Origin of the sequence: Prauserella muralis, assembly GCF_003202285.1 — a bacterium.
In the GTDB taxonomy this organism is placed as follows: domain Bacteria; phylum Actinomycetota; class Actinomycetes; order Mycobacteriales; family Pseudonocardiaceae; genus Prauserella_B; species Prauserella_B muralis.
Map to the genome: position 1 here is coordinate 1146238 of NZ_MASW01000002.1, position 21711 is coordinate 1167948.

Consider the following 21711-nt stretch of genomic DNA (forward strand, 5'->3'; position numbering starts at 1 on the left):
TGCGCCACACAATGGGTCGCGTTCGATTTTGCTCTTTGACGTGCTACGTCGGGTCTCCCGAGGATGGGGTCGCGTGGCCGGCGACGCCACGACCGGAGCCCACAGCAGGGGAGTGACCACGGCATGGATCTGCGCTACTCACCGGAGGCCGAACGGTTCCGGAAGGAGATCCGGCGCTGGCTGGACGAGTCGGTCCCCCCTGCGTGGCGCGTGCCCGGGTTCTGGCTCGAGCGCGACGGCACCACCGAGTCGCTCGACCTGCGGCGGCGGTGGGAACGGGACCGCTTCGACAACGGGTTCGCCGGGGTCGACTGGCCGGTCGAGCTCGGCGGGCGCGGGGCGGGCCACGAGACGCGCGCGGTGCACGACGAGGAGATGGCGCGAGCACGGGCCCCGATCGGTCCCTACCTCGGCCTGACCTACCTCGGCACGACCCTGCTCGGGCCGACGCTGCTGCGGTACGGGACCGCCGAGCAGAAGCGCAGGCTGCCGGGCATCCTCTCCGGTGACACGATCTGGTGCCAGGGATTCTCCGAACCGGAGAGCGGCAGCGACCTCGCCGGCCTGAGGACCACCGCCGTGCGCGACGGTGACGCGCTGGTGGTCACCGGTCAGAAGATCTGGACCTCCATGGCCCGCTACGGCGACGCGATGTTCGCCCTGGTGCGCACCGGGCCGCCGGACTCACGCCACCGCGGCATCACGTTCCTGCTGATCGACCTGACGTTGCCCGGCGTCGAGGTGCGGCCGATCCGCCAGCTGTCCGGATCGTGCGATTTGGGGCACGAGTTCCTCGACGCCGTGCGCGTACCGATCGAGGGCAACGTGGTCGGCGAGATCGACGGAGGGTGGGAGGTGGCCAGGTACCTGCTCTCGGTCGAACGGCAGGCCTCGCCGATCGGCCAGTACGTGGAGTTCCTGCACGAGCTGGACGACGTGATCGCCGCGGCCCGCCGCACGGCCAAGGATGGTCGCCCCGCCATCGAGCACCCGTCGATCCGGGCGCGGATCGCCCGCTGCAGGGCCGATCTCGAACTGCTGCGCGTGCGCGCCTACGACACGATGACCCGGCTCGGCCGGGGCGAGGATCCGGGCAGCGAGGCCTCGGTCACCAAGCTGCTGTGGTCGCGGACGCGCCTGGCGATCGCCGACCTCGGTGCCGACGTGCTGGGTGTGGACGGCCAGCGCAGCTCGGCGCCCGCGGGCGAGCGGGCAGGCCACCTGCGCTGGCGGCACCTGCAGGTGCGGGGTCAGCGCATCGCGGGCGGCACCGCCCAGATCCAGCGCACGCTGGTCGCGCGTGACCTGCTGGGGCTGCCCCGATGAGCGGCACCGCGATCGGCTCCGGAACCGCGCTGTTCGCGCTCGGCGGCGACGTCGGCACGGTGACCCTGAACCGGCCGCAGCGCCGCAACGCCATCTCGTGGCAGCTCGTCGAGGACCTGCTCGCCGCTCTGGAGCGGGCCAGGGCCGCCGAGGGACTGCGCGTTCTCGTCCTCACCGGAGCGGGCGGTGACTTCTGTGTCGGTGCCGACCTGGCCAGGGTCGGCTCGCGGCACGCGCAGGACCAGGAGACGCGCACGCTGCGAGGGCGCTCCGTGGCCGACGACCGCGCGCGGCTGGCCGTGGCGTCGACGGTGGTGGAGTCGATCGTGTCATTTCCCATGCCGACGATCGCCGCCGTCGACGGTGCCTGTGCCGGTGCCGGGCTGTCGCTGGCACTGGCCACCGACTTCCGGCTCGCCGCCCCCGCGGCGGTGTTCAACACGGCGTTCGTGAGCGCGGGCGTGTCCGGCGACCTGGGCAGCGCCTGGCTGCTCACGCGCGTGGTCGGCAGTGCCCGCGCGCGGACGCTGCTGCTCGACCCTCGCAAGCTGACGGCGGCGGAGGCGCTGGATGCCGGGCTCGTCACCGAGGTCGCGGCGGATCTGCCCGCCCGGGTCGGCGAGCTGGCGGGCAAGCTCGCGGGCCAGGCGCCGAAGGCGATGCGGTACGCGAAGGAGAACCTGGCCGACGCCGGGCGGTACACGTTGGCCGACTACCTGCAACGCGAGGTGCCGCGCATGGTGGACTGCGCACGCAGCGACGACGCGCGCCAGGCGGCACGCGCCTTCGTGGAGAAACGCCGACCGGTGTTCACCGGAGAGTAGGAGCGGGAATGACCACCCCACTGGCGGGCGTCCGGGTCGTCGAGTTCGGTCACTACATCGCGGCACCGGCGGCGACCCAGCTGCTGGCCGATCTCGGCGCCGACGTCGTCAAGGTCGAGCCTCCGGCCGGCGACCAGGCCCGCACCATCGGCGCGTACGGCGAGGGCATCGTGCTGGCGTTCAACCGCGGCAAGAGGTCGGTCGTGCTCGACCTCAAGCGAGCCGACGACAAGCGCGCGGCGCGGCAGCTGATCGCCGAGGCGGACGTGGTCGTCCAGAACCTCCGCGCCGGAACGCTGGCCCGCCTCGGCCTCGGTGCCGAGGATCTCCTGCCGGAACACCCCCGGCTCGTCCACGTCTCGGTCAGCGGATTCAGCTCCAAGGGACCCTCGGCCTCGCGGGCGGGCCTGGACATCGCCGCGCAGGCGGAAAGCGGCCTGATGTCGATCAACGGGGAGCAGGACGGCGACCCGCTGCGCGTCGGGTTCCCGATCGCCGACGTCGCCGCCAGCTACGCGGTCGTGCAGGGTGTGCTCGCCGCGCTGCTGCGCCGGGAACGCACCGGCCGGGGCGGTGTCGTGGAGGTGTCGCTGGTTGACGCGATGATCCACATGCAGTCCGCGATGTGGGGTGAGTGGCACGCCTCCGGCCACGAGCCGCGGCGCAAGGGCAACGGTCAGGCGACGGTGGCCCCGGCGGCGGATCTGATCCACACCGCCGACGGAGCCATCGTGCTGTCGGCCTACACCGCCGAGCACTTCGCCCGGCTGTGTGAACTCATGGGCAAGACGTGGATGCTCGAGGACCCGCGCTTCGCCGACAACCCGTCCCGGGTGGCGAACCGGGACGTCCTGCTGGCCGAGATCTCCGAGGCGTTCGGCACCCTCGGCACCGACGAGTGCCTTGCCGCGCTGGGCGAGCGCGGTCTCGTCGCGGCGGCGGTACGCACGTACCGGGAGGTGGCCGCGGCGCCCGACACGCGCTCCAGCGGGATCCTGACCACCGGGGTGAGCCCCGACGGCGAGCGCTACGCCATCCCTTCGCTGCCGTTCACGCTCGACGGCGTCGATCCCGCACCGGACCGGGCGGTGCCAAAGGCGGGCGCGGACACCGGCACCCTCCCGAGGCACCAGCCTTGACCGCCAAGGCGAGGCGGGCTTTGGATCACACGATGAAGGTCCACGAACTGGAGTGCTTCCTCGCCGTCGTCGATCACGGCAGCATCACCCGGGCCGCGTCGGCCCTCTACCTGGCCCAGCCTTCCCTGTCGCAGATCATCCGCAGGCTGGAAGCGGAGCTCAGCGTCGAGCTGTTCCGCCGGGTGGGGCGCGGGCTGGTGCTCACTCCAGCGGGTGAGGCGCTCGTCGGCCCGGCGCGGCAGGTGATTCGCGACCTCCAGCACGCTCGCCAGGTCGCCGACGAGTACCGCGGGCTGGAGCGCGGCAGGGTCGACCTCGCGATCTCCGCCTCGCTGACGTCGAACTTCCTGGCCGCGTGGGTGGGCCATTTCCGCCGCAAGCATCCGGGCCTCACCGTCCGTCTGATGCAGCACTACGGCGACACCGAGGACATCGTCGGCCTGATCAGATCGGGGGAGGCCGAGCTCGCCTACACCGTGACGCCCGTGTCGCGGCACGGGATCGAGTGCATCCACGTCGGTGACGGGGAGGTCGTGCTGGCGCTGCCGCCCGGCTGGCGCACCGAGTTTCCCGACCCGGTCCCCATCGCGATGCTCGACGGCCTGCCCATGATCATCGATCGGGGGTTCGGGCGGTCGTACCTGCAGTCGATTCGTGACGCCAGCGGGGTCGAGCCCGCCGTGGTCGTCGACGTCTCCGAGTCCGCGGGCCTGGTTCCCCTGATCGTCGCGGGAGCCGGTGCCGCGTTCCTGCCGATGCGCCAGGCCCTCGATGCGCGGCGGCGGGGAGCGAACCTGCGCCTGCTCGACCCGCTCACCTTCCGGCCGATCTACGCCATCATGCCTGCCACGCCGCTCTCGGTTCCGGCCCGCAAGTTCCTGGAACTCAGCAAGGAGAACCTGGAGCGGTGGCGGCGAGCCGTCGCGCGGCGCACCGATGAGGGGCGCAGCCTGCTGGAGGCCGCCGTCGAAGCCGACAACGTGATCGAGGCCGCCTACCAGCGCCTGGGGGAGCGGCCGAGTGAACCGGCCGGCCACCCGGAAACCGGCGACCGGTTCAGCCCGCTCTGAGCCCGCGGACGGTGACCCCTGCAGACCGCCGGCGGCGCGCCGCGTGCGCGACTCGGCACACACTTTCCGTGTAGCGGAAACCCGCACGCGTCCGGATGGCGCGGTGCGGGCTGGGCGTCGCCCGCCGTCGTGCTCCGGGCCCGGCGCCGTCGGTCGGCTACGCTGGGCGGTGTGGCCAAGGAGGGCGGGACGGGCGGAGACGGTCGTCGGTCGGTCACGGTCCGGGCGACGTCGCTACTGAACGCGTTCGACACCGAGCATCGGGCCCTGAACCTGTCCCAGCTGTCCCGTCGCAGTGGACTGCCACTGGCCACCGTGCACCGGCTGGCCGCCGATCTGGTGGAAAGCAGGCTGCTGGTCCGCAGGCTGGACGGCCGCTACGAGATCGGGGCGCTGTTGTGGCGGCTGGGCCGGCTCGCGCCACCCACCGAGCTTCGTGAGCTCGCCCTGCCCCATCTGCAGGACGTCGTCGTCACCACGGGCCACACGGTGCATCTCGCGGTGCTGGAAGGTACCCGTGCGCTCGTGATCGAGCGGCTGGCCGGCACGAAGACCGTCCCGACACGGCACAGCCCCGGCGACGACGTTCCGCTGTACTGCACCGCCGTCGGCAAGGCCCTGCTGGCGTATGCCGACCCCGCGCTGATCGACAGGGTCGCGGGCGAGCTCAGCCCGCACACGGCCTACACCATCACCAGCCCGGCCGTGCTGCACCGGCAGCTGGACGAGATCCGCAGAACCGGGCTGGCCCGCAGCGCGCAGGAGCACCGGCTCGGGGTGTCGTCACTCGCCGTACCCGTGCACGGGCACGACGGCGTCGTGGCCGCGCTCGGCCTGCTGGCGCCCCTGCGGGCGCCCCGCCTCGCCGACGCGCTGCCGCATCTGCGTGCCGCGTCGGCCTCCGTCAGCGCCGACTTCCTGCGCAGCGGGCTCGCCGTCGCGTCCTCCGGCGCGGACGGATCGCGAAACGCTTCCGGATAGTGAAAGGGTCTTGTTGTCCCGCGGCCCGTGCTCGGTGACCATCTGGCGCATGTCCAGCACGGTGACGCACCAGCGAGCAGGCCGGGGCCCGGTCCACGAGGGCGACCTGCTGTGGACGCCGCCGCCCGAGCGCGCCGAGAGCACGGCGCTCACCGCCTTCACCCGCTTCGCCGAGCAACGCACGGGCCGCACCTTCGCCGACTACGCGGCGCTGTGGCGCTGGTCGACCACCGAGCCGGCCGAGTTCTGGCAGCTGGTCTGGGACTTCTTCGACATTCGCTCCTCGGCACCGCACACGGCGGTGCTGACCGAGCCGGCGATGCCCGGCGCGCGGTGGTTTCCCGGCGCCCGCCTCAACTTCGCCGAGCACATCCTGCGCAGGGAACACCAGGACGGGCCTGCCCTGGTGTACGCCGCCGAAGCCGGGCCCGTGCACGAGCTGTCGCGGACGGACTTCGCCGGCCAGGTGCGAGCACTGGCGACCCAGCTGCGGTCGAGGGGGGTCGGTCCAGGCGACCGGGTGGTGGCCTACCTGCCCAACGTGCCGGAGGCGATGGTCGCGATGGTCGCGACTGCCTGCGTCGGTGCCGTGTGGGCATGCGTCTCCCCGGACTTCGGCGCGCGCGGCGCGCTCGACCGGCTCGCCCAGCTCAGCCCGAGGGTGCTGTTCGCCGCCGACGGCTACCGCTACGGCGGACGGGAGTTCGACCGGCGCGGCGAGGTGGCCGACCTGGTGGCGGGGCTGCCCACGCTGCGCGAGATCGTGCGGGTGCCGGTGCTGGGACTCGACGTACCCGGCACGACGTGGAACGACGTCGTGGACACCCGCGCGGTCGCCGCCGGCGAGTTCGCCTGCGAGCAGGTGCCCTTCGACCACCCGCTGTGGGTGCTGTTCACCTCGGGAACCACCGGCCTGCCCAAGCCGATCGTGCAGGGCCACGGCGGCATCCTGCTGGAGCAGCTCAAGACACAGGCCTTCCACGCGGACCTCCGCCCCGGCGACCGGGCGTTCTTCTTCACCACCACGGGATGGATGATGTGGAACTTCCTGGTCGGCACCCTGCTGTCCGGCAGCGTTCCCGTCCTCTACGACGGCAACCCGACGCACCCCGGCGTGGACGAGCTCTGGCGGATCGCGCAGGACAGCCGCGCGAGCCTGTTCGGTGCGAGTCCCACGTTCGTGGAACTGATGCGCAAGAACGGGGTGGTTCCCCGGGAACGCTTCGACCTCTCCAGCCTGCGGACGGTGATGCCGGCAGGTTCCCCGGTCTCGCCGGCGATCACCGCCTGGTTCTACGAGAACGTCAAGGACGAGCTGTGGGTCGCCACCGGCAGCGGGGGAACCGACGTCTGCACCGGTCTGGTCGGAGGGGTACCCACGCTGCCGGTGCGTGCGGGAGAGATCCAGGGCCGGTCGCTCGGCGTCGCCGCCGAGGCGTGGGACGACGCGGGAAACGCCGTCATCGGCAAGCCCGGCGAGCTGGTCGTCACCCGGCCAATGCCTTCCATGCCGCTGTACCTCTGGGGCGACGAGGACGGTGAGCGGTACCGGGCCAGCTACTTCGACGTCTTCCCGGGGGTCTGGCGGCACGGCGATGTCCTGGAGATCAACGAGCGGGGTGGCTGCTTCGTGCGCGCGCGTTCCGATGCCGTGCTCAACCGGCACGGCGTCCGCATCGGCACCGCCGAGATCTACCGGGTCGTCGAGGACGATCCGGCGGTGTCGTCGTCGCTGGTGGTCAATCTGGACCTGCCGGACGGAGGGTTCTTCATGCCACTGTTCGTCGAGCTCGCCCCCGGGTCCGAACTGGACGACACGGTGCGCGCGCGCCTGCGCAGGCGGCTGCGCGAGGAGTACTCGCCGCGACACGTCCCCGATCGGATCATCGGCGTGCGCACGATCCCGCTGACCCGCAGTGGCAAGAAGATGGAGGTGCCCGTTCGCAGGCTCCTGCTGGGCGCCGAGGCCGGCTCGGTCGCCGACCCCGCCGCCATGGCCGACCCCGGGGCGCTGGCCGACTTCGTCGAGTACGCCCGCCACCAGCGGGACTTTGCCCTCGCCTGATCCGTCCGCACGAAGAGGAGACAACGATGTCCCAGCCACCCGGCGAGCGATCGTTCCCGCTGCCGTCCCAGGTTCCCACGGTCCCCGGCGCGGAGGGCTGGCAGGAGATGTATCCCTACTTCAGCCGCTTCCAGCCCGAGGACGACCATCGGTTCTGGTTCTACAACTCGATGCACTTTCCCGAGGCGGTCCCGGCGTTCGACAGCATCACCTCCGAGATCCCGTACACCGCGATCGGCGCGAACACCGCCCGGCTGTTCTCGTTCCCGACGACGATGGGCATCGAGTACCGGATCGTCAACGGCCGCGTCTACATCACCGCGAACCCTGTCGTCGACGAGGCGGAACAGGCCGAGCGGCTGGAGCACTTCCAGGAGCGGGCGGGGCACTACTACTCCCACTGGGACCGGCTCTACGCCGAGTGGCAGCAGCGGATCGACGCGCTGATCGCCGAGATCGAGGCCATCGAGGTCCCGCGGCTCGGTGAGCTCGAGGACCTCGCGGTCATCACCGAGGCTCGCGGCGTCGCCTCGAACCACTTCCTGCGGGAGAACTTCCACCGCTGCATCGACCTCTACTCCAAGATGTGGCACCACCACACCGAGTTCCTGATGCTCGGGTACGGCGCCTACGTCGTGTTCTTCGAGTTCTGCACCACGGCGTTCCCGGAGATCGGTGACCAGACCGTGGCGCGCATGGTCGCCGGCATGGACGTCACGATGTACCGGCCGGACGACGAGCTCAAGAAGCTGGCGGCCTTGGCCGTGGAACTCGGCCTCGGGGACCTGTTCGCCGAGGGCGGCCACCCGGGCACCGTGCTGAGCTCGCTGCGTGAGCGCGGTGACGCGGGCGCGAGGTGGCTGGAGGCGCTGGAGGCGGCGAAGAACCCGTGGTTCAACGTCTCGGTCGGTGACGGCTTCTACCATCACCACCTGTCCTGGGCCGACGACCTCAGCGTGCCGTTCTCGGCGCTGTCCGGCTACGTCGAGCAGGTCGCCAACGGCGAGGACCTCAGGAGGCCGACCGGCCGGCTGGCCGAGGAGCGGGACCGGATCGCCGCGGAGTACCGCGCCCTGCTGCAATCGGAGGAGGAGAAGGCAGCCTTCGACCAGATGCTCGGACTCTGCAGGCAGGTGTTTCCCTACATCGAGTCCCACAAGTTCTACTGCGAGCACTGGTTCACGACCCGCTTCTTCCAGAAGATCCGCGCGTTCGGTCAGCTGCTCGCCGAGCGCGGTGTCCTCGAGCAGGCCGACGACGTCTTCCACCTCCGGCACGTCGAGGTCGAGGACGCGCTCGCCGACGTGATGCTCGCCTGGGCCTCCGGCGGGAGGGAGCTCGGCGCACGGCACTGGCAGCCGATCGTCGCCCGCCGCAAGCAGATCGTCGACGCACTGGCTCAGTGGTCACCTCCGCCCGCGCTCGGCCCGGTGCCCGAGGCGCTCAACGACCCCGCGGTGCGGATGCTCTGGGGCGTCACCGACGAGACGATCGAGACCTGGCTCGGCGACCAGGAACTCGACGAACACACCGTTCGCGGGAACGCGGCCTCGCCCGGCGTCGTGGAGGGCACCGCCCGGGTCCTGATGAACGTCAACGAGATCGGCCGCATCCGCGAAGGCGAGATTCTCGTCTGTCCGGTCACCGCCCCCAGTTGGGGCCCGGTGTTCGGCAAGATCGCCGCGGCCGTCTCCGACATCGGCGGCACGATGTCGCACGCGGCGATCGTCGCCCGCGAGTACGGCATGCCCGCCGTCGTCGGTACCGGCAAGGCCACGAGCGTCATCAAGACCGGCGACCGCGTCCGCGTCGACGGTGACCGTGGCATCGTCACGGTCGTCGGCTGAGAGGAGTGCCCATGAACACCACGCCACCGATCCTGCACTTCACCGAGCTCGGCCGGGACGATGCCGGGGTCGCGGGCGGCAAGGGTGCCAGCCTCGGGGAACTGCTGCGCGCGGGCATCCGCGTGCCCGACGGCTTCGTCGTGACCACCGCGGCGTTCCGGTCGGCGGTCACGGCACTGGACCTCGGATCCCGCGTCGCGGCGCTCGACCCCGCCGACGCCGACGGCCTCGCCGCGACGTGCGCCGAGCTGCGGTCGGTCGTCGAGTCGGCGCCGCTGCCCTCCGACGTCGCCGAGGCCGTTCTGGGCGCCTACACCGAGTTCGCCGCCGGTTGCGGTGACCGGTACCTGCCGGTGGCCGTTCGCTCCAGCGCCACCAGCGAGGACTCCGCCGAGGCCAGCTTCGCGGGGCTGCAGGACACCTACCTGTGGATCCGCGGCGAGGACCAGGTCCTCGACCATGTCCGGCGCTGCTGGGCGAGTCTGTACAGCGCCGAGTCGGTGACGTACCGGTTGCGCCGCGGTGTTGCCGAGGACGAGCTGGCCATGGCTGTCGTCGTCCAGCGGATGGTCGCCGCACGCACCTCCGGCGTCATGTTCACCCGCAGCCCGCTCACCGGCGACCGTTCGGTGGTCGCCATCGACGCCAGCTGGGGTCTCGGGTCGGCCGTGGTCAGCGGGGACGTCACCCCCGACTCGTTCGTGGTCAGCAAGGTGACCGGCGACATCGTTCGCCGGACGGTGTCGGTCAAGACACGCTGGCACCAGCCCGGCCCCGGCGGCGACGGCACGGTGGACGGTGACGTTCCGGAGCACCTGCAGGCCGCGCCGTCGCTGTCGGACGACGAGATCGCCGAGCTGGTCGCGCTCGCGCGGAGAGTGGAGGACCACTACGGGTGCCCGCAGGACATCGAATGGGCCGTGCCGAGAACGGCACCGCCCGGCGAGAACGTCGTCGTGCTGCAGAGCCGCCCCGAGACGGTGTGGAGCGGACGAGACGCGACCGCGGACCGGCCCAAGGCCGCCGTGCCCACGGCGCGCGCCTTCGACCACGTCTTCAACCTGCTGCGCGGTACCCGCGCCGGGGGACGGCGGCCATGACGCTGAGCCCCGACGACGTCCGCGACGTGCTGCGGGCGCTGGATTCCAGCGGCCTCGACGAGCTCCATCTCGAGCTGAGCGACTTCACGCTCACCGTGCGGCGGCACGGCACGAGTGGCTGGACCGCCGAGCAGCAGGTGCTGCGCACACCCTCGGTCGAGCAGGCCACCACCGCGCCGGCGGGGGCCGCTGAGCGGCCGCGGCACCGCGCAGCGGACCACGACGGGGCCGTGGCGGTGCGGCCGCCGCTGCCGGGCACCTTCTACCGGGCGCCGCAACCGGGTGCGCCACCGTTCGTGGACGTCGGCGACGACGTCGACGAGGACACCGTCGTCGGCATCGTCGAGACGATGAAGATGATGACACCGGTGCACGCCGGTGTCCGGGGAACGGTCGTGGAGTTCCGCACGGACAACGGCGAGCTCGCCGACACCGAGGCGGTGCTGCTTCTCGTGGAGCCCGCGCCCGGCTCGTCCGGTGAGGACGGCACCGGCGGCGACGGCGATGGGGCGGGCCGATGAGGATCCGCCGCCTGCTCATCGCCAACCGCGGCGAGATCGCCGTGCGGGTGATCCGCACGTGCCGGCGGCTCGGGATCGAGTCGGTGCTCGCCGCCTCCGACGCGGATCTGGACGGTCTGCCCGCACGCCTGGCCGACCGGGTCGTCCGGCTCGGTCCCGCGCCCGCTTCGGAGTCCTATCTGGACATCGACGCGGTCGTCGCGGCGGCGCGGTCGGTGAGTGCCGATGCGGTGCACCCCGGATACGGCTTTCTGTCGGAGAACGCGGCGCTGGCGCGCGCGTGCGCCGCCGCGGACGTCGTCTTCGTCGGCCCGGCACCGGATTCCCTGGAAGCGGTCGGCGACAAGCTCTCCGCCCGCCGGCATGCCGTCGCCGCCGGGCTCGACGTGATACCCGGCGGGCAGGCCACCGACCTGGCGGAGGCGCGCGCACTGGCCGAGGCGATCGGATATCCGCTTCTCGTCAAGGCGGTCGGCGGTGGCGGCGGCCGGGGCATGAAGCTCGTGCGCTCCGCGGGCGAGCTGTCGCGGACGCTCGATCTCGCGATCTCCGAGGCCGCGGCCGCCTTCGGCGACCCGCGGGTGTATCTGGAACGCTTCGTCGCCTCCGGCAGGCACGTCGAGGTGCAGGTCCTCGGAGACGGCAGCAGGGCGGTGGCTCTCGGGGATCGCGACTGCTCGGTGCAACGCCGCTACCAGAAGCTGGTCGAGGAAGCGCCGGCGCCGCTGCTCGCCGAACAGACGCACACCGCGATGGCACGAGCGGCCCTCGCCCTGGCGACCCACCTTCGTTATCGCGGGCTCGGCACCGTCGAACTGCTCTACGACAGGCAGCTGCGGACGTTCTACTTCCTGGAGATGAACGCCCGGATCCAGGTCGAGCACCCCGTCACCGAGATGGTCACGGGGCTGGATCTGGTGGCGGAGCAACTGCGGGTCGCCGAGGGATTGCCGCTGCAGCTTCGCCAGGAGGACGTCGTCCTTTCCGGACACGCGGTCGAGTGCCGGATCAACGCCGAGGACTGGACGCGAGGCTTCCGGCCGTCCCCGGGGCGGGTCGACCGGGTCGTGCTGCCCGCCGGTGACGGCATCCGCGTCGACACCCACGTGCAGGGCGGCTCCGTCGTGCCGCCGCACTACGACTCGTTGCTGGCCAAGCTGATCGTGCACGGGACGGACCGTGCCGACGCGCTCGCCCGGGCCCGCGCCGCTCTGGGGCTGCTGTCGATCGACGGCGTGGACACGACGGCGCCGATGCACGAGGCGCTGCTGGCCGACCCCGAGTTCACCGCCGGGGGAGTGGACAGCACGTTCTTCGACCGGTTCGCCGGCAAGACCCGCCTTCTGGAGGTGTCGTGATGGCCGAGGTCGGGCTGGTCGACGTGTCACTGCGGGACGGCAACCAGAGCCTGTGGGGCGCGGCGGGCCTGCGCACCGGGCACGTCCTGCAGCTGGCACCGCTGCTGGAACGTGTCGGGTTCCGCGCGCTCGACTACAGTTCGAGCACCGCCATGGGGATGCTCGTGCGGGTACACCGAGAGAACCCATGGGACCTGATCCGGCGCACCAGGGCGGTGATGCCGACGACCAAGCTGCAGTTCATCGGCACCGGGTTCCGGTTCATCTCCTGGCAGAACTCGCATCCGGACACCATGCAGCTGGTCTACGACCGGCTGGTCGCCTGCGGGATCGACCGGGTCGTCGTACTCGACCCGATGCACGACATGGAGGCCGTCCGAGCAACGGCCCGCAGGCTCAAGAAGGCCGGGGTCGACGAGGTGGTCGGCGCGCTGACGTTCACGATCAGCGCTGTCCACGACGACGCCTTCTACGCCGACCTCGCCCGGCAGCTGCGCGAGTGCCCTGACGTGGATCGCGCCTACGTCAAGGACCCGGCGGGCATCCTGACCGCCGAGCGGGCCCGCACTCTGCTGCCCGCGGTCAGGAAACAACTCGGTGACACCCCGCTCGAACTGCACTCGCACGCCACGATCGGCCTGTCGGCGCTGACCTACTCGATCGCACCGGAGCTCGGCGTCGAGGTCGTGCAAACGGCCTGTGGCGCGCTGGGTAACGGCTCGTCGTTGCCGGAGGCGCGGCGGACGGTCGCCAACCTGCGCGAGATGGGCCACCGGGTGGACATCGACGACCGGGCTCTCGGCCTGGCGTGCGACTTCGTCACGCGGCTGGCCGGCGCGGAGGAGCTTCCCGCGGGACAGCCGCAGGAGTTCGACGCCGCGTTCCTGCATCACCAGACCGCGGGCGGAGTGCTGACGACGACCAGGCGGCAGCTCCGCGAGATCGGCATGGAGGACCGCTTCGGCGCGCTCATCGAGGAGGTCGGCCGCGTTCGCGCGGAGCTGGGACATCCGATCATGGTGACCCCGTTCCCGCAGATGGTCGTCTCCCAGGCACTGTTCAACGTGATCGGGCAGCGCTACTCCAACGTCCCGGACCAGGTGATCCGGTACGCACTGGGCAGTTTCGGCCGCCCGACGGCGCCGATCGACGCGGATGTGCTCGACCGCATCCTCGACCGGCCGCGTGCGCGGGAGCTGCGCGCGGAGCCTCCGCCTCCGTCCCCTGCCGAGCTGCGCCGCCGGTTCGGTCCGGCGATCAGCGACGAGGAACTCCTCCTCCGGGCCCACATGCCTGCCGAGCAGGTCGACGCGATGATCGCCGCCGGGCCGCCGAGCAGGCACTACAACCCCGCCGTGACGCCGGTGCTCGCCCTGCTCGACGGGCTCGGGCAGCGCAGGACGATCCACGACCTCACGGTGGACAAACCCGGGCTGCGCCTGACCGTGCGGCGTCATGCGGAAGGAACCACCCGTGCCTGACTCTGACCCCGCGGCCCTGGACCGCCTGGGCCACGTACGTGGCTTCGTCCTCGACCTGGACGGAACCCTGGTGATGGGCGACCGCGACAACCGGGGCCTGCGCCCGCTGCCGGGGGCCCTGGATCTGGTGCACCTGCTGCTCGAGAGGGGCCTGCCGTTCTGCGTGTTCACCAACGGCACGGTGAAGACACCGCGGCAGTGTGCGGACGCGCTGCGGGACGCGGGGTTCCCGATGGCCGAAGAGGCGGTCCTCACGCCGGCGATCTCCGCGGCTCAGGTCTTCCGCCAGCGGGGGCATCGAAGGGTCATGGTCCTCGGTGGCAAGGGCATCACCGAACCACTGGAGGCAGCCGGCATCGACACCCTGCCCCCGCTGCGGGGTACGAGCGTCGATGCCGTGTTCGCGGGCTGGTATCGCCACGAGCTCACGTTCGAGTCGCTGGAGGCGGCCTGTTTCGCGGTGTTCGAGGGAGCCGCCTTCTACAGCGCCTCGGAGTCGCTGTTCTTCGCCACCTCCGAAGGGCCCACGCTCGGCACCTCGCGGGCGATCAGTGCCGTCGTGCGTGACGTCACCCGCACCGAGGTGACCGTCGTCGGCAAGCCTGCCCTGCCTGCCCTGCGGGCGGCGGAAAGCCTGCTCGGCATCCCGGCCGCCGAGCTGGCGGTCGTCGGCGACGACCCGGACCTCGAGGTGCCGATGGCGCACCGGGGCGGTGCGATGGCCGTCGCCGTGCACACCGGCATCGGCCACGCGCAGTCGTTCACCGGCCTGCCCGACGACGCCCGCCCTCACCTGGACGTGGCCGACGTGGGTGTTCTCGCGAGGCTGCTCGCCGGTTCCGGCTGACGCGCGTCGTGATCCGGCTGGGACGACGCCTCGTTGTTCGCCTCGCGGGAGTGGTTTCGGTGGGAAGATGACCGGCGTGGAGTCCTACGTCGAGCGCCCGCCGCTGCCGGAGCTGGCCGGTGTGGTGCGGACGGTCTGGATCCAGCGCACCGGTGAGGCCGCCTACGTGCAACGGCACCTGCCCACGGGCGGGGTCGAGCTCCACTGCCCGATCGGTGGCCGTCCCCGCCTGGCCGGGCCACTGACCGGTCCGCGGATCGAGCTCATCCCGGCGCACACCACCCTCGTCGGTGTGCGTTTCCAGCCAGGAGCCGCGCCGCCATTCCCGGCGGCGCTCGACGACCTGGCTGACCAGTGTGTGGGCCTGGGGCAGCTGTGGGGCAGCGCCGCGGAGCGTCTCGCGGAGGAGACGGCCCTGGCCGAAACGCCCGAGCAGGCGCTTCGGGTGGTGCAGCACCATCTGGTGCGGGAGCTCCGGAGTGCGCCCGGCGTCGATCCGCTGGTGCGCGAAGCGGTCCGGGCGCTCATGCCGTGGAACCCGGTCGACATCGACACCCTGGCCGCTCACCTGGCGCTGTCCGCGAGCCAGTTGCGCCGCCGCTGCCTGCACGCCGTGGGGATGAGTCCCAAGGTCCTGCAGCGGACGCTGCGATTTCAGGGGTTCCTCGCGCTGGCCCAGGCCGGCGCTGTCGCCTCGGGCAGGCGCGGCGGGGACGGCATGGCGGGTCTGGCGGTGGACGTGGGCTATGCCGACCAGGCACACCTGAGCCGGGAGTGCCTGCGCCTGACGGGGCTCAGCCCGCGCAGGCTGCTCGGCGGCGATCTGGACCGCTGCGCCTGCGGCCACGAGCACTCCGCCTCCTACCGGCCGTTCCTGGCCACGCGCAGCAGGCCGCCGCTGGCGCGTGGTGACCCTGCGCGATTCGTTCAAGAACCGTCGCCGCGCCGCCGCTAGCGTCGATCTCGTGCTCGACCTGGCCGAGTTCGGCGATTCCCTCGACGGCGAGTTGTTCCACCCCGACTCGCCGGGCTACGACGCCCTGCGCCGCCCGGCCAATGCCGCCTACCGCGAGGTGCGTCCGCAGCTGGTGGTGCTGTGCCGCTCGGTCGCGGACGTCACGCGCGCCGTCCGGTACGCGACGGCCACGGGCAACCGCATCACCCCGCGCGGCGGGGGACACTGTTTCGCGGGCCGGTCGTCGAGCGGCGGGATCGTGCTCGAACTCTCCGCGCTCGACGGGATCTCCGTGGCGGCCGGAGGGGTCGCCACGATCCACGCCGGCGCCCGCCTGCGCCAGGTGTACGCGGCGCTGCACGCCTCCGGCCGCACCCTGCCCGCCGGCTGCGGCGCGGGCGTCGGCATCACCGGCCTCGCCCTGGGCGGAGGCATCGGCCTGCTGGGGCGCGAGTACGGGCTGACCTGCGACCGTCTCGTCGGTGCCCAGGTCGTGCTCGCGGACGGCAGCGTCGTGGACTGCGACCACGACCACGAGCCCGACCTGTTCTGGGCCCTGCGTGGCGCGGGCGGCGGCCAGTTCGGTGTGGTCACCGCGCTGCGCTTCGACACCATCAGGGAACCGGCGACCAGCCGCATCGAAGGACGGTGGTCCGGAATCGCCCTCGAACGGCTGGTCTCGGCCTGGCAGGCCTGGGCACCGGACGCCCCGGAGCAACTCACCGTCAACCTCAGCGTGGTGTCCGAGCCGGGAGCACCTGTCGAGGCCATCCTGTCCGGAGCGTCGACGCTCGCGGAGCGGTCGACCAGGGAGCTGCTGCGGGAGTTCCTCGGCCGGGCGGGCGTGGCCCCCGCGATCGCGGTCCGTGCCGGCCTGCCCTACCACCGGCTCAAGGGCAGCTTCGCCGACCCCCGGGAGGTGTCCGAACGCGCACGGAGGATCAGGTCGGAGTTCTTCACCCACCCGCTGGCCCCCGGCACTCTCGCCTCGCTGCTCGCCCAGCTCACCGGACCGCGGACGCGGGGCAGGCGGCAGCTCACCTTCACCGCGATGGGCGGCGCCTACAACAAGATCGCCGCCGATGCCACGGCGTTCGCTCATCGCGGGGAACGGTTCCTGCTCGAGCACTGCGCCGATGTGGACGATCCGTGGCTCGACGCGTCGTGGACGACCGCCCACTCCGGCGGGTCGGGACACGTCTACCCCAACTTTCCCGATCCCGCCCTGGACGACTGGGCCGCGGCCTACCACGCGGGCAACCATCCCCGGCTGGCCGCGGTCAAGAACACCTACGACCCGCACCGGCTCTTCGACTTTCCGCAAGCCATCTGATCGACGAGGAGGATCATGAGCAAGGTCATCAGCGGCCACGCCGTCTCGGTCGACGGCTACATCAGTGGCCGCACGCCCGACGGGGACGAGGAGTTCGGACGCGGTCTCGGTGACGCGCCGATGCTCTTCGACTGGTACTTCGACGGGGACACGCCGAGCCGGGTGTTCGACGGGTTCCGGCTCAGTGAGCCCAGCGCCCGGTTGTTCGACGCCCTGGCGGCCCGGCTGGGGGCGGTCGTCGCGGGACGCGTCACCTACGAGCACTCGAGCCGGTTCGGAGGCGGTAGCCCGCATCCGGCGGCACCGCTCGTCGTCGTCAGCCACCGGCCCGTGCCCGGGATCGGCGAGGCGCAGACGCTGGTCACCACCGGCATCGGGGACGCCATCGCCGCGGCCCGCGCGGCCGCAGGCGGCAAGGACGTCGGCCTGATGGGTGGCGGTGCGCTGACCTCCGCACTGGAGGAGGGTCTCGTCGACGAGCTGGTCCTGCACCAGGTGCCCATCCTGCTGGGTGCGGGGCGCCGCTTCTTCCAGCAGCTTCCGAAACACGTGCGCCTCCGGCTGCTGCAGGCCGTCCCGGCGCCCGGCGTGACCCACCTGCACTACGAGGTGCTCCGATGATCCTCGTCACCGGAGGACTGGGCATGATCGGCGCCCACACCGCCCGCGCACTGGCCGACCTCGGACACGAGGTGCTCGTGACCGCGCACCGCAGGACCGAGGTCCCGTCGTTCCTCGCAGGCAAGGTCACCGTGGAACCCCTCGACGTCACCGACCGGGACGCCTTTCTCGCGCTCGGCGACCGCCACGCCATCAGCGACATCGTCCACCTCGCCGGCACCATCCCCGGGGACGACCCGGTCGGCTTCTTCCGCACGGACACGATCGGCCTGCTGGGCGCGCTGGAGGCCGCCCGCACGTGGCGCGTCCGCAGGTTCGCCGTCGCCAGCAGCCTCGGCGTGTACCTCGGGCGGACCGAGATCCCCTGGCACGAGGACCTCGCGCTGCCCACGGCGCAGCTGCCCCACCTGATCATCGCCTTCAAGAAGGCCGTCGAGCCACTCACCACGCACAGCCTGGCCGGCAGCGGGGTCGAGCCGATCGTGCTCCGGATCGGGAGCATCTGGGGCCCGCTGATGGATCCGGACTCGCCGTTCAACCACATCCCGCCCTACCTCAGCGCCGTACTCCGGGGTGAGCGGCCGCGGCCGCTGCACGCCGACGACGGCGGGGACAGCTGCTACGCACCCGACGCCGGGCGAGCGATCGCGCTGCTGACGACCGCGGACACCCTGCGGCACACCACGTACAACGTCTCCAGCGGCCGTCCGTTCACCAACCGCGAGCTCGCGAACGCCGTGCAGGCGATCACCCCCGGACTGCGGCTGGATCTCCTGCCGGGGCGGCAGGGCGGCCCCGGCGAGGACCCCTACCTCGACATCACCCGGCTCACCCACGACACCGGTTTCGTGCCGGCTTTCGACGTCGCCGCGGCGGTCGCCGACTACGTCGCGTGGCGCGCCGACAACCCACGCTGAAGGGAGCACACGCATGCTGGAACCCGACGTGCGACGCGTACTCGAGGGCACCTCCATCGCGCACCTCGCCACCGTCCTCCCGGACGGCTCGCCGCATGCCGCTCCCGTCTGGGTCGGCGTCCACGGCGACCGGATCGTCTTCCTCACCGGGCCGGGGACGCGCAAGGCGCGGAACCTGCGCCGCGATCCCCGGCTGGCGCTGTCGATCGCGCCCGCGGACAACCCGTTCGAGCCCGTCATCGTTCGCGGGCGGGTCGTCGAGTGGCTCGACGGCGAGCTCGCGTGGGAGATCATCGACCGGCTGTCCGCGAAGTACATCGGTGCGCCCTATCCCCGGGAACAGGAGCGTGTCGTGGGGGTGATCGAGCCGGAACGGCAGACAGTGGGGGTCCGCTGAGCAGCTCCGCGCCGGCGCACGGGGTTGCGCTGCCCCTTGACCCGCGATATCGGTAAGCCGTAACTTACGTAAGTGTCCACTTACGCAGTCGATGCGTGGACCGCACTCGGTGACCCGAGCAGGCGGCGCATCGTGGAGTTGCTCGCCGAGCGGCCCCAGTCGGTGACCGAGATCGCGCGGGTTCTGCCGATCAGCAGGCCCGCGGTCTCCCAGCATCTGCGGGTGCTCAGGCAGGCGTGTCTGGTGCAGGTCCGGTCGGAGGGCACCCGGCGCATCTACCAGGTCGACCCGGAAGCCCTGGCGGCGTTGCGCGAGGAGCTGGACGGGTTCTGGGGCAAGGCCCTGCAGAACTTCAAGCGGATCGCGGAACAGGAAACGGAGTAGCGCGCATGACCACCACCTCCACGGAGACGTCCGTACGCCGCGAGATCGAGGTTGCCGTCCCGATCGAGCGAGCGTTCACCGTCTTCACCGAGCAGTTCGACCGGATCAAGCCCCGCGAGCACAACATGCTGGCGGTGCCGATCGCCGAGACCGTCTTCGAGACGCATGTGGACGGTGCCGTCTACGACCGTGGCGAGGACGGATCGGTGTGCCGCTGGGCCAGGGTGCTCGCCTTCGAGCCGCCGCACCGGTTCGTCATCAGCTGGGACATCTCGCCGCGCTGGGAGATCGAGACCGACCCCGACCGGTGCAGCGAGGTCGAGGTGCGGTTCGTGCCGGCGGGGCCGGATCGGACCCGCGTCGAACTGGAACACCGGCACCTGGACCGCCACGGCGACGGCTGGCAGGGCGCGCGGGACGGTGTGGCCGGAGACGGCGGCTGGCCGCTCTACCTGCGGCGGTTCGCCGACGTGGCTGCCACCGACTGAGCCCGGTGACGAGCCCAAGGGCCCCGTGGGTACACGGTGTGTACCGAAGGGGCCCTTGGGCTCGGGGCGACGACGTGCCGGTGCGGCATCAGCTGCGGCCGAGGACCTGCTCGTTGAGGATGGTGCCGCCCAGGCTCCATCCGCCGTCGGCGACCTCCTCCAGGATCACCAGCGTTGTCGCCCGCGCGCGTTCGCCGTACACGTCGGCGAACGCGTCGGTGACGGCGTCCTGCAGCGCCTTCTTCGACTCGGGGGTGAGGGTGTCCGCGGGAACCTTGAGGTTGGCGAAGGGCATGGTGGATCCTTTCCGATGGCTGGCGGTCTCGGTCAGTGGGTGTGCGGGTCCGCGGCGTTGAGCGTGGCGACGACCTTGTCGTAGTCGCCGCGTACCTCGCCGAAACGCAGGAACTTCACGCGCTCGACGAGAACCTCGGGCGCGCCGGGGTCGGTCTCCAGCAGGGCCATCACCTCGTCGGCGAACTCGTCGAGCGGCATGGCGAAGTCGGAGGTCTCCTGTCCCGGCAACAGCGCGGTGCGGACGGCTGGTGGCACCAGTTCGATCACCTGGACACCGGTGTCCGCGAGTTGCAGGCGCAGCGTCTCGCTGAGCATGTGGATCGCGGCCTTCGTCGCGTTGTAGCTGGGCGTGACGCGCAGTGGAGCATGGGCCAGGCCGGACGAGACCGTCACGATCGCCGCACCGGGCCGGGTGCTCAGGTGCTCGGTGAGGGCGGCGATCAGCCGGATCGGGCCGAGCAGGTTGGTGGTGACGATCTCCTCGGCGTCGGCCAGGAACCCGGGTGTGCGCCAGTCCTCGACGCGCATGATGCCGGCCATGGCGATGAGCACGTTCAGGTCCGGGTGGCGGTCCAGGACCTCCCGGACGGCGGCGGTGACCGACGCGGGGTCGGCGGTGTCGATCCGCACCGTGGCGAAGCCGTGCTCGGCGGCCAGCTTCTCCAGCAGTTCGGTCCGCCGCCCGCCGACGACGACGGTGTTGCCCTTCGCCTGCAACCGCAGTGCGAGGGCGAGCCCGATGCCGGACGTGGCGCCCGGGATGAAGATCGTGTTTCCGGTGATGTTCATGCGTCCACTCTGGGTGCGCGCCGGGCAGGGTGGAGAGGCCTGACGATCGGGGGATCGGCGATCCCTGGCTGGGCGCATCGGGCGCACGCATCATGGAGGCATGAACCGTGCCGCACTCGCAGACTTCCTGCGCCGCCGCCGCGAGGGGCTGCGCCCGTCCGACGTCGGTCTGGTACCCGGACCGCGCCGCCGGACCCCCGGACTGCGGCGCGAGGAGGTGGCGACGCTGACCGGGATGTCGGTGGACTACTACGCGCGCCTGGAGCAACAGCGCGGCCCGCAGCCCTCGGAGCAGATGCTCGCCTCGCTCGTGCGCGCGCTGCGCCTGACCGCGGACGAGCGCGACTACCTGTACCGCCTGGCGGGGCACAACGTGCCACGCCGCACGCTGGCCGACACCCACGTGGCGCCCGCGCTGCTCCGGGTCCTGGACCGGCTGGAGGACAGCCCGGCACTGATCCTCTCGGCGCTCGGCGAGGTCCTCGTGGCCAACCGGCTGGCGACGGCGATCTTCGGCGATCACTCCGGGCGCACCGGCTGGGCGCGCAGCGACGTGTACCGCTGGTTCACCGACCCGGCGGCGCGGGCGGTCTATCCGCCCGACGACCACGACCGCCAGGGGCGCAGCATGGTCGCCTCGCTGCGCGCCGCCTACGGCGCGTCGGGAGCCCGTTCCCGCGCGGGCGAGCTGGTGCGCGTGCTGCTCGCGGAGTCGGAGGAGTTCCGCGAGCTGTGGGAGCGGCACGAGGTGGCCCAGCGCTTCGCCGACCACAAGGTGCTGGTGCATCCCGAAGTGGGGTCGATCGAGGTCGACTGCCAGGTGCTGTTCACCGAGGACCAGTCCCAGGCGCTGCTGGTGCTGACGCCCGCGCCGGGCAGCGAGGCCGAGGACAAGATCCGCCTGCTGGCCGTGCTGGGCCACGAGGACTTCGCGGAGCCGGTGGGCGATCGGTAGGGGCGCCACGCCGGGC

General features: G+C 71.7%; 22 protein-coding genes. 20 read left to right on the forward strand and 2 right to left on the reverse strand.

Features of this window, described 5'->3' with window-relative positions; genetic code table 11:
• The first annotated feature begins 123 nt into the window (after positions 1–123).
• The 19 genes from BAY60_RS16595 to BAY60_RS16685 all read left to right on the forward strand — a co-directional run bounded on the left by BAY60_RS16595 (position 124) and on the right by BAY60_RS16685 (position 19654).
• On the forward strand, positions 124–1326 hold the full coding sequence (locus BAY60_RS16595; protein WP_170160430.1) for an acyl-CoA dehydrogenase family protein: 1203 nt from the start codon (positions 124–126) through the stop codon (positions 1324–1326).
• Positions 1323–2150 (forward strand): enoyl-CoA hydratase/isomerase family protein, encoded by an 828-nt coding sequence (locus tag BAY60_RS16600; RefSeq protein ID WP_112281817.1) that lies wholly within the window; start codon positions 1323–1325, stop codon positions 2148–2150. The genes BAY60_RS16595 and BAY60_RS16600 overlap by 4 nt, the downstream gene beginning before the upstream one ends.
• A gap of 8 nt (positions 2151–2158) precedes the next feature.
• Entirely contained in the window at positions 2159–3289 is a 1131-nt protein-coding gene (locus BAY60_RS16605; protein ID WP_112281818.1) for a CaiB/BaiF CoA transferase family protein, read from the forward strand.
• A 32-nt stretch (positions 3290–3321) separates the two neighbouring features.
• Positions 3322–4359 carry a LysR family transcriptional regulator gene (locus tag BAY60_RS16610; RefSeq protein WP_112281819.1) on the forward strand — a complete coding sequence of 346 codons (1038 nt, stop codon included), beginning with the start codon at positions 3322–3324 and terminating at the stop codon, positions 4357–4359.
• Positions 4360–4530: 171 nt separating this feature from the next.
• Complete coding sequence (locus BAY60_RS16615) at positions 4531–5340, forward strand: IclR family transcriptional regulator (RefSeq protein ID WP_146771026.1); 810 nt, start codon at positions 4531–4533, stop codon at positions 5338–5340.
• A gap of 49 nt (positions 5341–5389) precedes the next feature.
• Positions 5390–7405, forward strand: a complete 2016-nt coding sequence (locus tag BAY60_RS16620; RefSeq protein WP_112282426.1) for an acetoacetate--CoA ligase — start codon at positions 5390–5392, stop codon at positions 7403–7405.
• A 26-nt stretch (positions 7406–7431) separates the two neighbouring features.
• On the forward strand, positions 7432–9252 hold the full coding sequence (locus tag BAY60_RS16625; RefSeq protein WP_112281821.1) for a PEP-utilizing enzyme: 1821 nt from the start codon (positions 7432–7434) through the stop codon (positions 9250–9252).
• An 11-nt stretch (positions 9253–9263) separates the two neighbouring features.
• Positions 9264–10352 carry a PEP/pyruvate-binding domain-containing protein gene (locus tag BAY60_RS16630; protein WP_112281822.1) on the forward strand — a complete coding sequence of 363 codons (1089 nt, stop codon included), beginning with the start codon at positions 9264–9266 and terminating at the stop codon, positions 10350–10352.
• Positions 10349–10873, forward strand: a complete 525-nt coding sequence (locus BAY60_RS16635) for an acetyl-CoA carboxylase biotin carboxyl carrier protein (protein WP_112281823.1) — start codon at positions 10349–10351, stop codon at positions 10871–10873. The genes BAY60_RS16630 and BAY60_RS16635 overlap by 4 nt, the downstream gene beginning before the upstream one ends.
• Complete coding sequence (locus tag BAY60_RS16640) at positions 10870–12231, forward strand: acetyl-CoA carboxylase biotin carboxylase subunit (protein ID WP_112281824.1); 1362 nt, start codon at positions 10870–10872, stop codon at positions 12229–12231. The genes BAY60_RS16635 and BAY60_RS16640 overlap by 4 nt, the downstream gene beginning before the upstream one ends.
• A complete protein-coding gene (locus tag BAY60_RS16645; protein ID WP_112281825.1) occupies positions 12231–13712 on the forward strand; it encodes a biotin carboxyl carrier protein in 1482 nt (493 codons plus the stop codon). Before BAY60_RS16640 ends, BAY60_RS16645 begins: the two co-directional genes overlap by 1 nt.
• Complete coding sequence (locus tag BAY60_RS16650) at positions 13705–14559, forward strand: HAD-IIA family hydrolase (RefSeq protein WP_112281826.1); 855 nt, start codon at positions 13705–13707, stop codon at positions 14557–14559. Before BAY60_RS16645 ends, BAY60_RS16650 begins: the two co-directional genes overlap by 8 nt.
• Positions 14560–14626: 67 nt before the next feature.
• The gene (locus BAY60_RS16655; RefSeq protein WP_112281827.1) at positions 14627–15514 is read left to right on the forward strand and encodes a helix-turn-helix domain-containing protein; all 888 of its coding nucleotides are present in this window, start codon (positions 14627–14629) and stop codon (positions 15512–15514) included.
• Between the two features lie 10 nt (positions 15515–15524).
• On the forward strand, positions 15525–16847 hold the full coding sequence (locus tag BAY60_RS16660; protein ID WP_112282427.1) for an FAD-binding oxidoreductase: 1323 nt from the start codon (positions 15525–15527) through the stop codon (positions 16845–16847).
• A gap of 15 nt (positions 16848–16862) precedes the next feature.
• Positions 16863–17468 carry a dihydrofolate reductase family protein gene (locus tag BAY60_RS16665; RefSeq protein WP_112281828.1) on the forward strand — a complete coding sequence of 202 codons (606 nt, stop codon included), beginning with the start codon at positions 16863–16865 and terminating at the stop codon, positions 17466–17468.
• The gene (locus BAY60_RS16670) at positions 17465–18385 is read left to right on the forward strand and encodes an NAD-dependent epimerase/dehydratase family protein (protein WP_112281829.1); all 921 of its coding nucleotides are present in this window, start codon (positions 17465–17467) and stop codon (positions 18383–18385) included. Before BAY60_RS16665 ends, BAY60_RS16670 begins: the two co-directional genes overlap by 4 nt.
• Positions 18386–18398: 13 nt before the next feature.
• On the forward strand, positions 18399–18782 hold the full coding sequence (locus tag BAY60_RS16675; RefSeq protein ID WP_112281830.1) for a PPOX class F420-dependent oxidoreductase: 384 nt from the start codon (positions 18399–18401) through the stop codon (positions 18780–18782).
• A gap of 72 nt (positions 18783–18854) precedes the next feature.
• Positions 18855–19166 carry an ArsR/SmtB family transcription factor gene (locus tag BAY60_RS16680; RefSeq protein WP_112281831.1) on the forward strand — a complete coding sequence of 104 codons (312 nt, stop codon included), beginning with the start codon at positions 18855–18857 and terminating at the stop codon, positions 19164–19166.
• Positions 19167–19171: 5 nt separating this feature from the next.
• Positions 19172–19654: an SRPBCC family protein gene (locus tag BAY60_RS16685; RefSeq protein WP_112281832.1), complete on the forward strand. Its 483-nt coding sequence runs from the start codon at positions 19172–19174 to the stop codon at positions 19652–19654.
• Between the two features lie 88 nt (positions 19655–19742).
• Here BAY60_RS16685 and BAY60_RS16690 read toward each other — a convergent pair whose 3' ends face one another.
• Positions 19743–19949 carry a tautomerase family protein gene (locus BAY60_RS16690; RefSeq protein WP_112281833.1) on the reverse strand — a complete coding sequence of 69 codons (207 nt, stop codon included), beginning with the start codon at positions 19947–19949 and terminating at the stop codon, positions 19743–19745.
• A gap of 32 nt (positions 19950–19981) precedes the next feature.
• Positions 19982–20740: an SDR family oxidoreductase gene (locus BAY60_RS16695; protein ID WP_112281834.1), complete on the reverse strand. Its 759-nt coding sequence runs from the start codon at positions 20738–20740 to the stop codon at positions 19982–19984.
• A gap of 100 nt (positions 20741–20840) precedes the next feature.
• On the opposite strand from BAY60_RS16695, the gene BAY60_RS16700 reads away from it, so the two are divergent.
• Complete coding sequence (locus BAY60_RS16700) at positions 20841–21695, forward strand: helix-turn-helix transcriptional regulator (protein ID WP_112281835.1); 855 nt, start codon at positions 20841–20843, stop codon at positions 21693–21695.
• The last annotated feature ends 16 nt before the right edge of the window (positions 21696–21711 follow it).

Bases quoted from the DNA above. Each gene is read 5' to 3' on its own strand.
- BAY60_RS16700 (WP_112281835.1), top strand. From the start codon at position 20,841: ATGAACCGTGCCGCACTCGCAGACTTCCTGCGCCGCCGCCGCGAGGGG.
- BAY60_RS16600 (WP_112281817.1), top strand. From the start codon at position 1,323: ATGAGCGGCACCGCGATCGGCTCCGGAACCGCGCTGTTCGCGCTCGGC.
- BAY60_RS16640 (WP_112281824.1), top strand. From the start codon at position 10,870: ATGAGGATCCGCCGCCTGCTCATCGCCAACCGCGGCGAGATCGCCGTG.
- BAY60_RS16670 (WP_112281829.1), top strand. From the start codon at position 17,465: ATGATCCTCGTCACCGGAGGACTGGGCATGATCGGCGCCCACACCGCC.
- BAY60_RS16635 (WP_112281823.1), top strand. From the start codon at position 10,349: ATGACGCTGAGCCCCGACGACGTCCGCGACGTGCTGCGGGCGCTGGAT.
- BAY60_RS16630 (WP_112281822.1), top strand. From the start codon at position 9,264: ATGAACACCACGCCACCGATCCTGCACTTCACCGAGCTCGGCCGGGAC.
- BAY60_RS16625 (WP_112281821.1), top strand. From the start codon at position 7,432: ATGTCCCAGCCACCCGGCGAGCGATCGTTCCCGCTGCCGTCCCAGGTT.
- BAY60_RS16610 (WP_112281819.1), top strand. From the start codon at position 3,322: ATGAAGGTCCACGAACTGGAGTGCTTCCTCGCCGTCGTCGATCACGGC.
- BAY60_RS16645 (WP_112281825.1), top strand. From the start codon at position 12,231: ATGGCCGAGGTCGGGCTGGTCGACGTGTCACTGCGGGACGGCAACCAG.
- BAY60_RS16685 (WP_112281832.1), top strand. From the start codon at position 19,172: ATGACCACCACCTCCACGGAGACGTCCGTACGCCGCGAGATCGAGGTT.
- BAY60_RS16605 (WP_112281818.1), top strand. From the start codon at position 2,159: ATGACCACCCCACTGGCGGGCGTCCGGGTCGTCGAGTTCGGTCACTAC.
- BAY60_RS16690 (WP_112281833.1), bottom strand. From the start codon at position 19,949: ATGCCCTTCGCCAACCTCAAGGTTCCCGCGGACACCCTCACCCCCGAG.
- BAY60_RS16655 (WP_112281827.1), top strand. From the start codon at position 14,627: ATGACCGGCGTGGAGTCCTACGTCGAGCGCCCGCCGCTGCCGGAGCTG.
- BAY60_RS16675 (WP_112281830.1), top strand. From the start codon at position 18,399: ATGCTGGAACCCGACGTGCGACGCGTACTCGAGGGCACCTCCATCGCG.
- BAY60_RS16620 (WP_112282426.1), top strand. From the start codon at position 5,390: ATGTCCAGCACGGTGACGCACCAGCGAGCAGGCCGGGGCCCGGTCCAC.
- BAY60_RS16595 (WP_170160430.1), top strand. From the start codon at position 124: ATGGATCTGCGCTACTCACCGGAGGCCGAACGGTTCCGGAAGGAGATC.
- BAY60_RS16665 (WP_112281828.1), top strand. From the start codon at position 16,863: ATGAGCAAGGTCATCAGCGGCCACGCCGTCTCGGTCGACGGCTACATC.
- BAY60_RS16695 (WP_112281834.1), bottom strand. From the start codon at position 20,740: ATGAACATCACCGGAAACACGATCTTCATCCCGGGCGCCACGTCCGGC.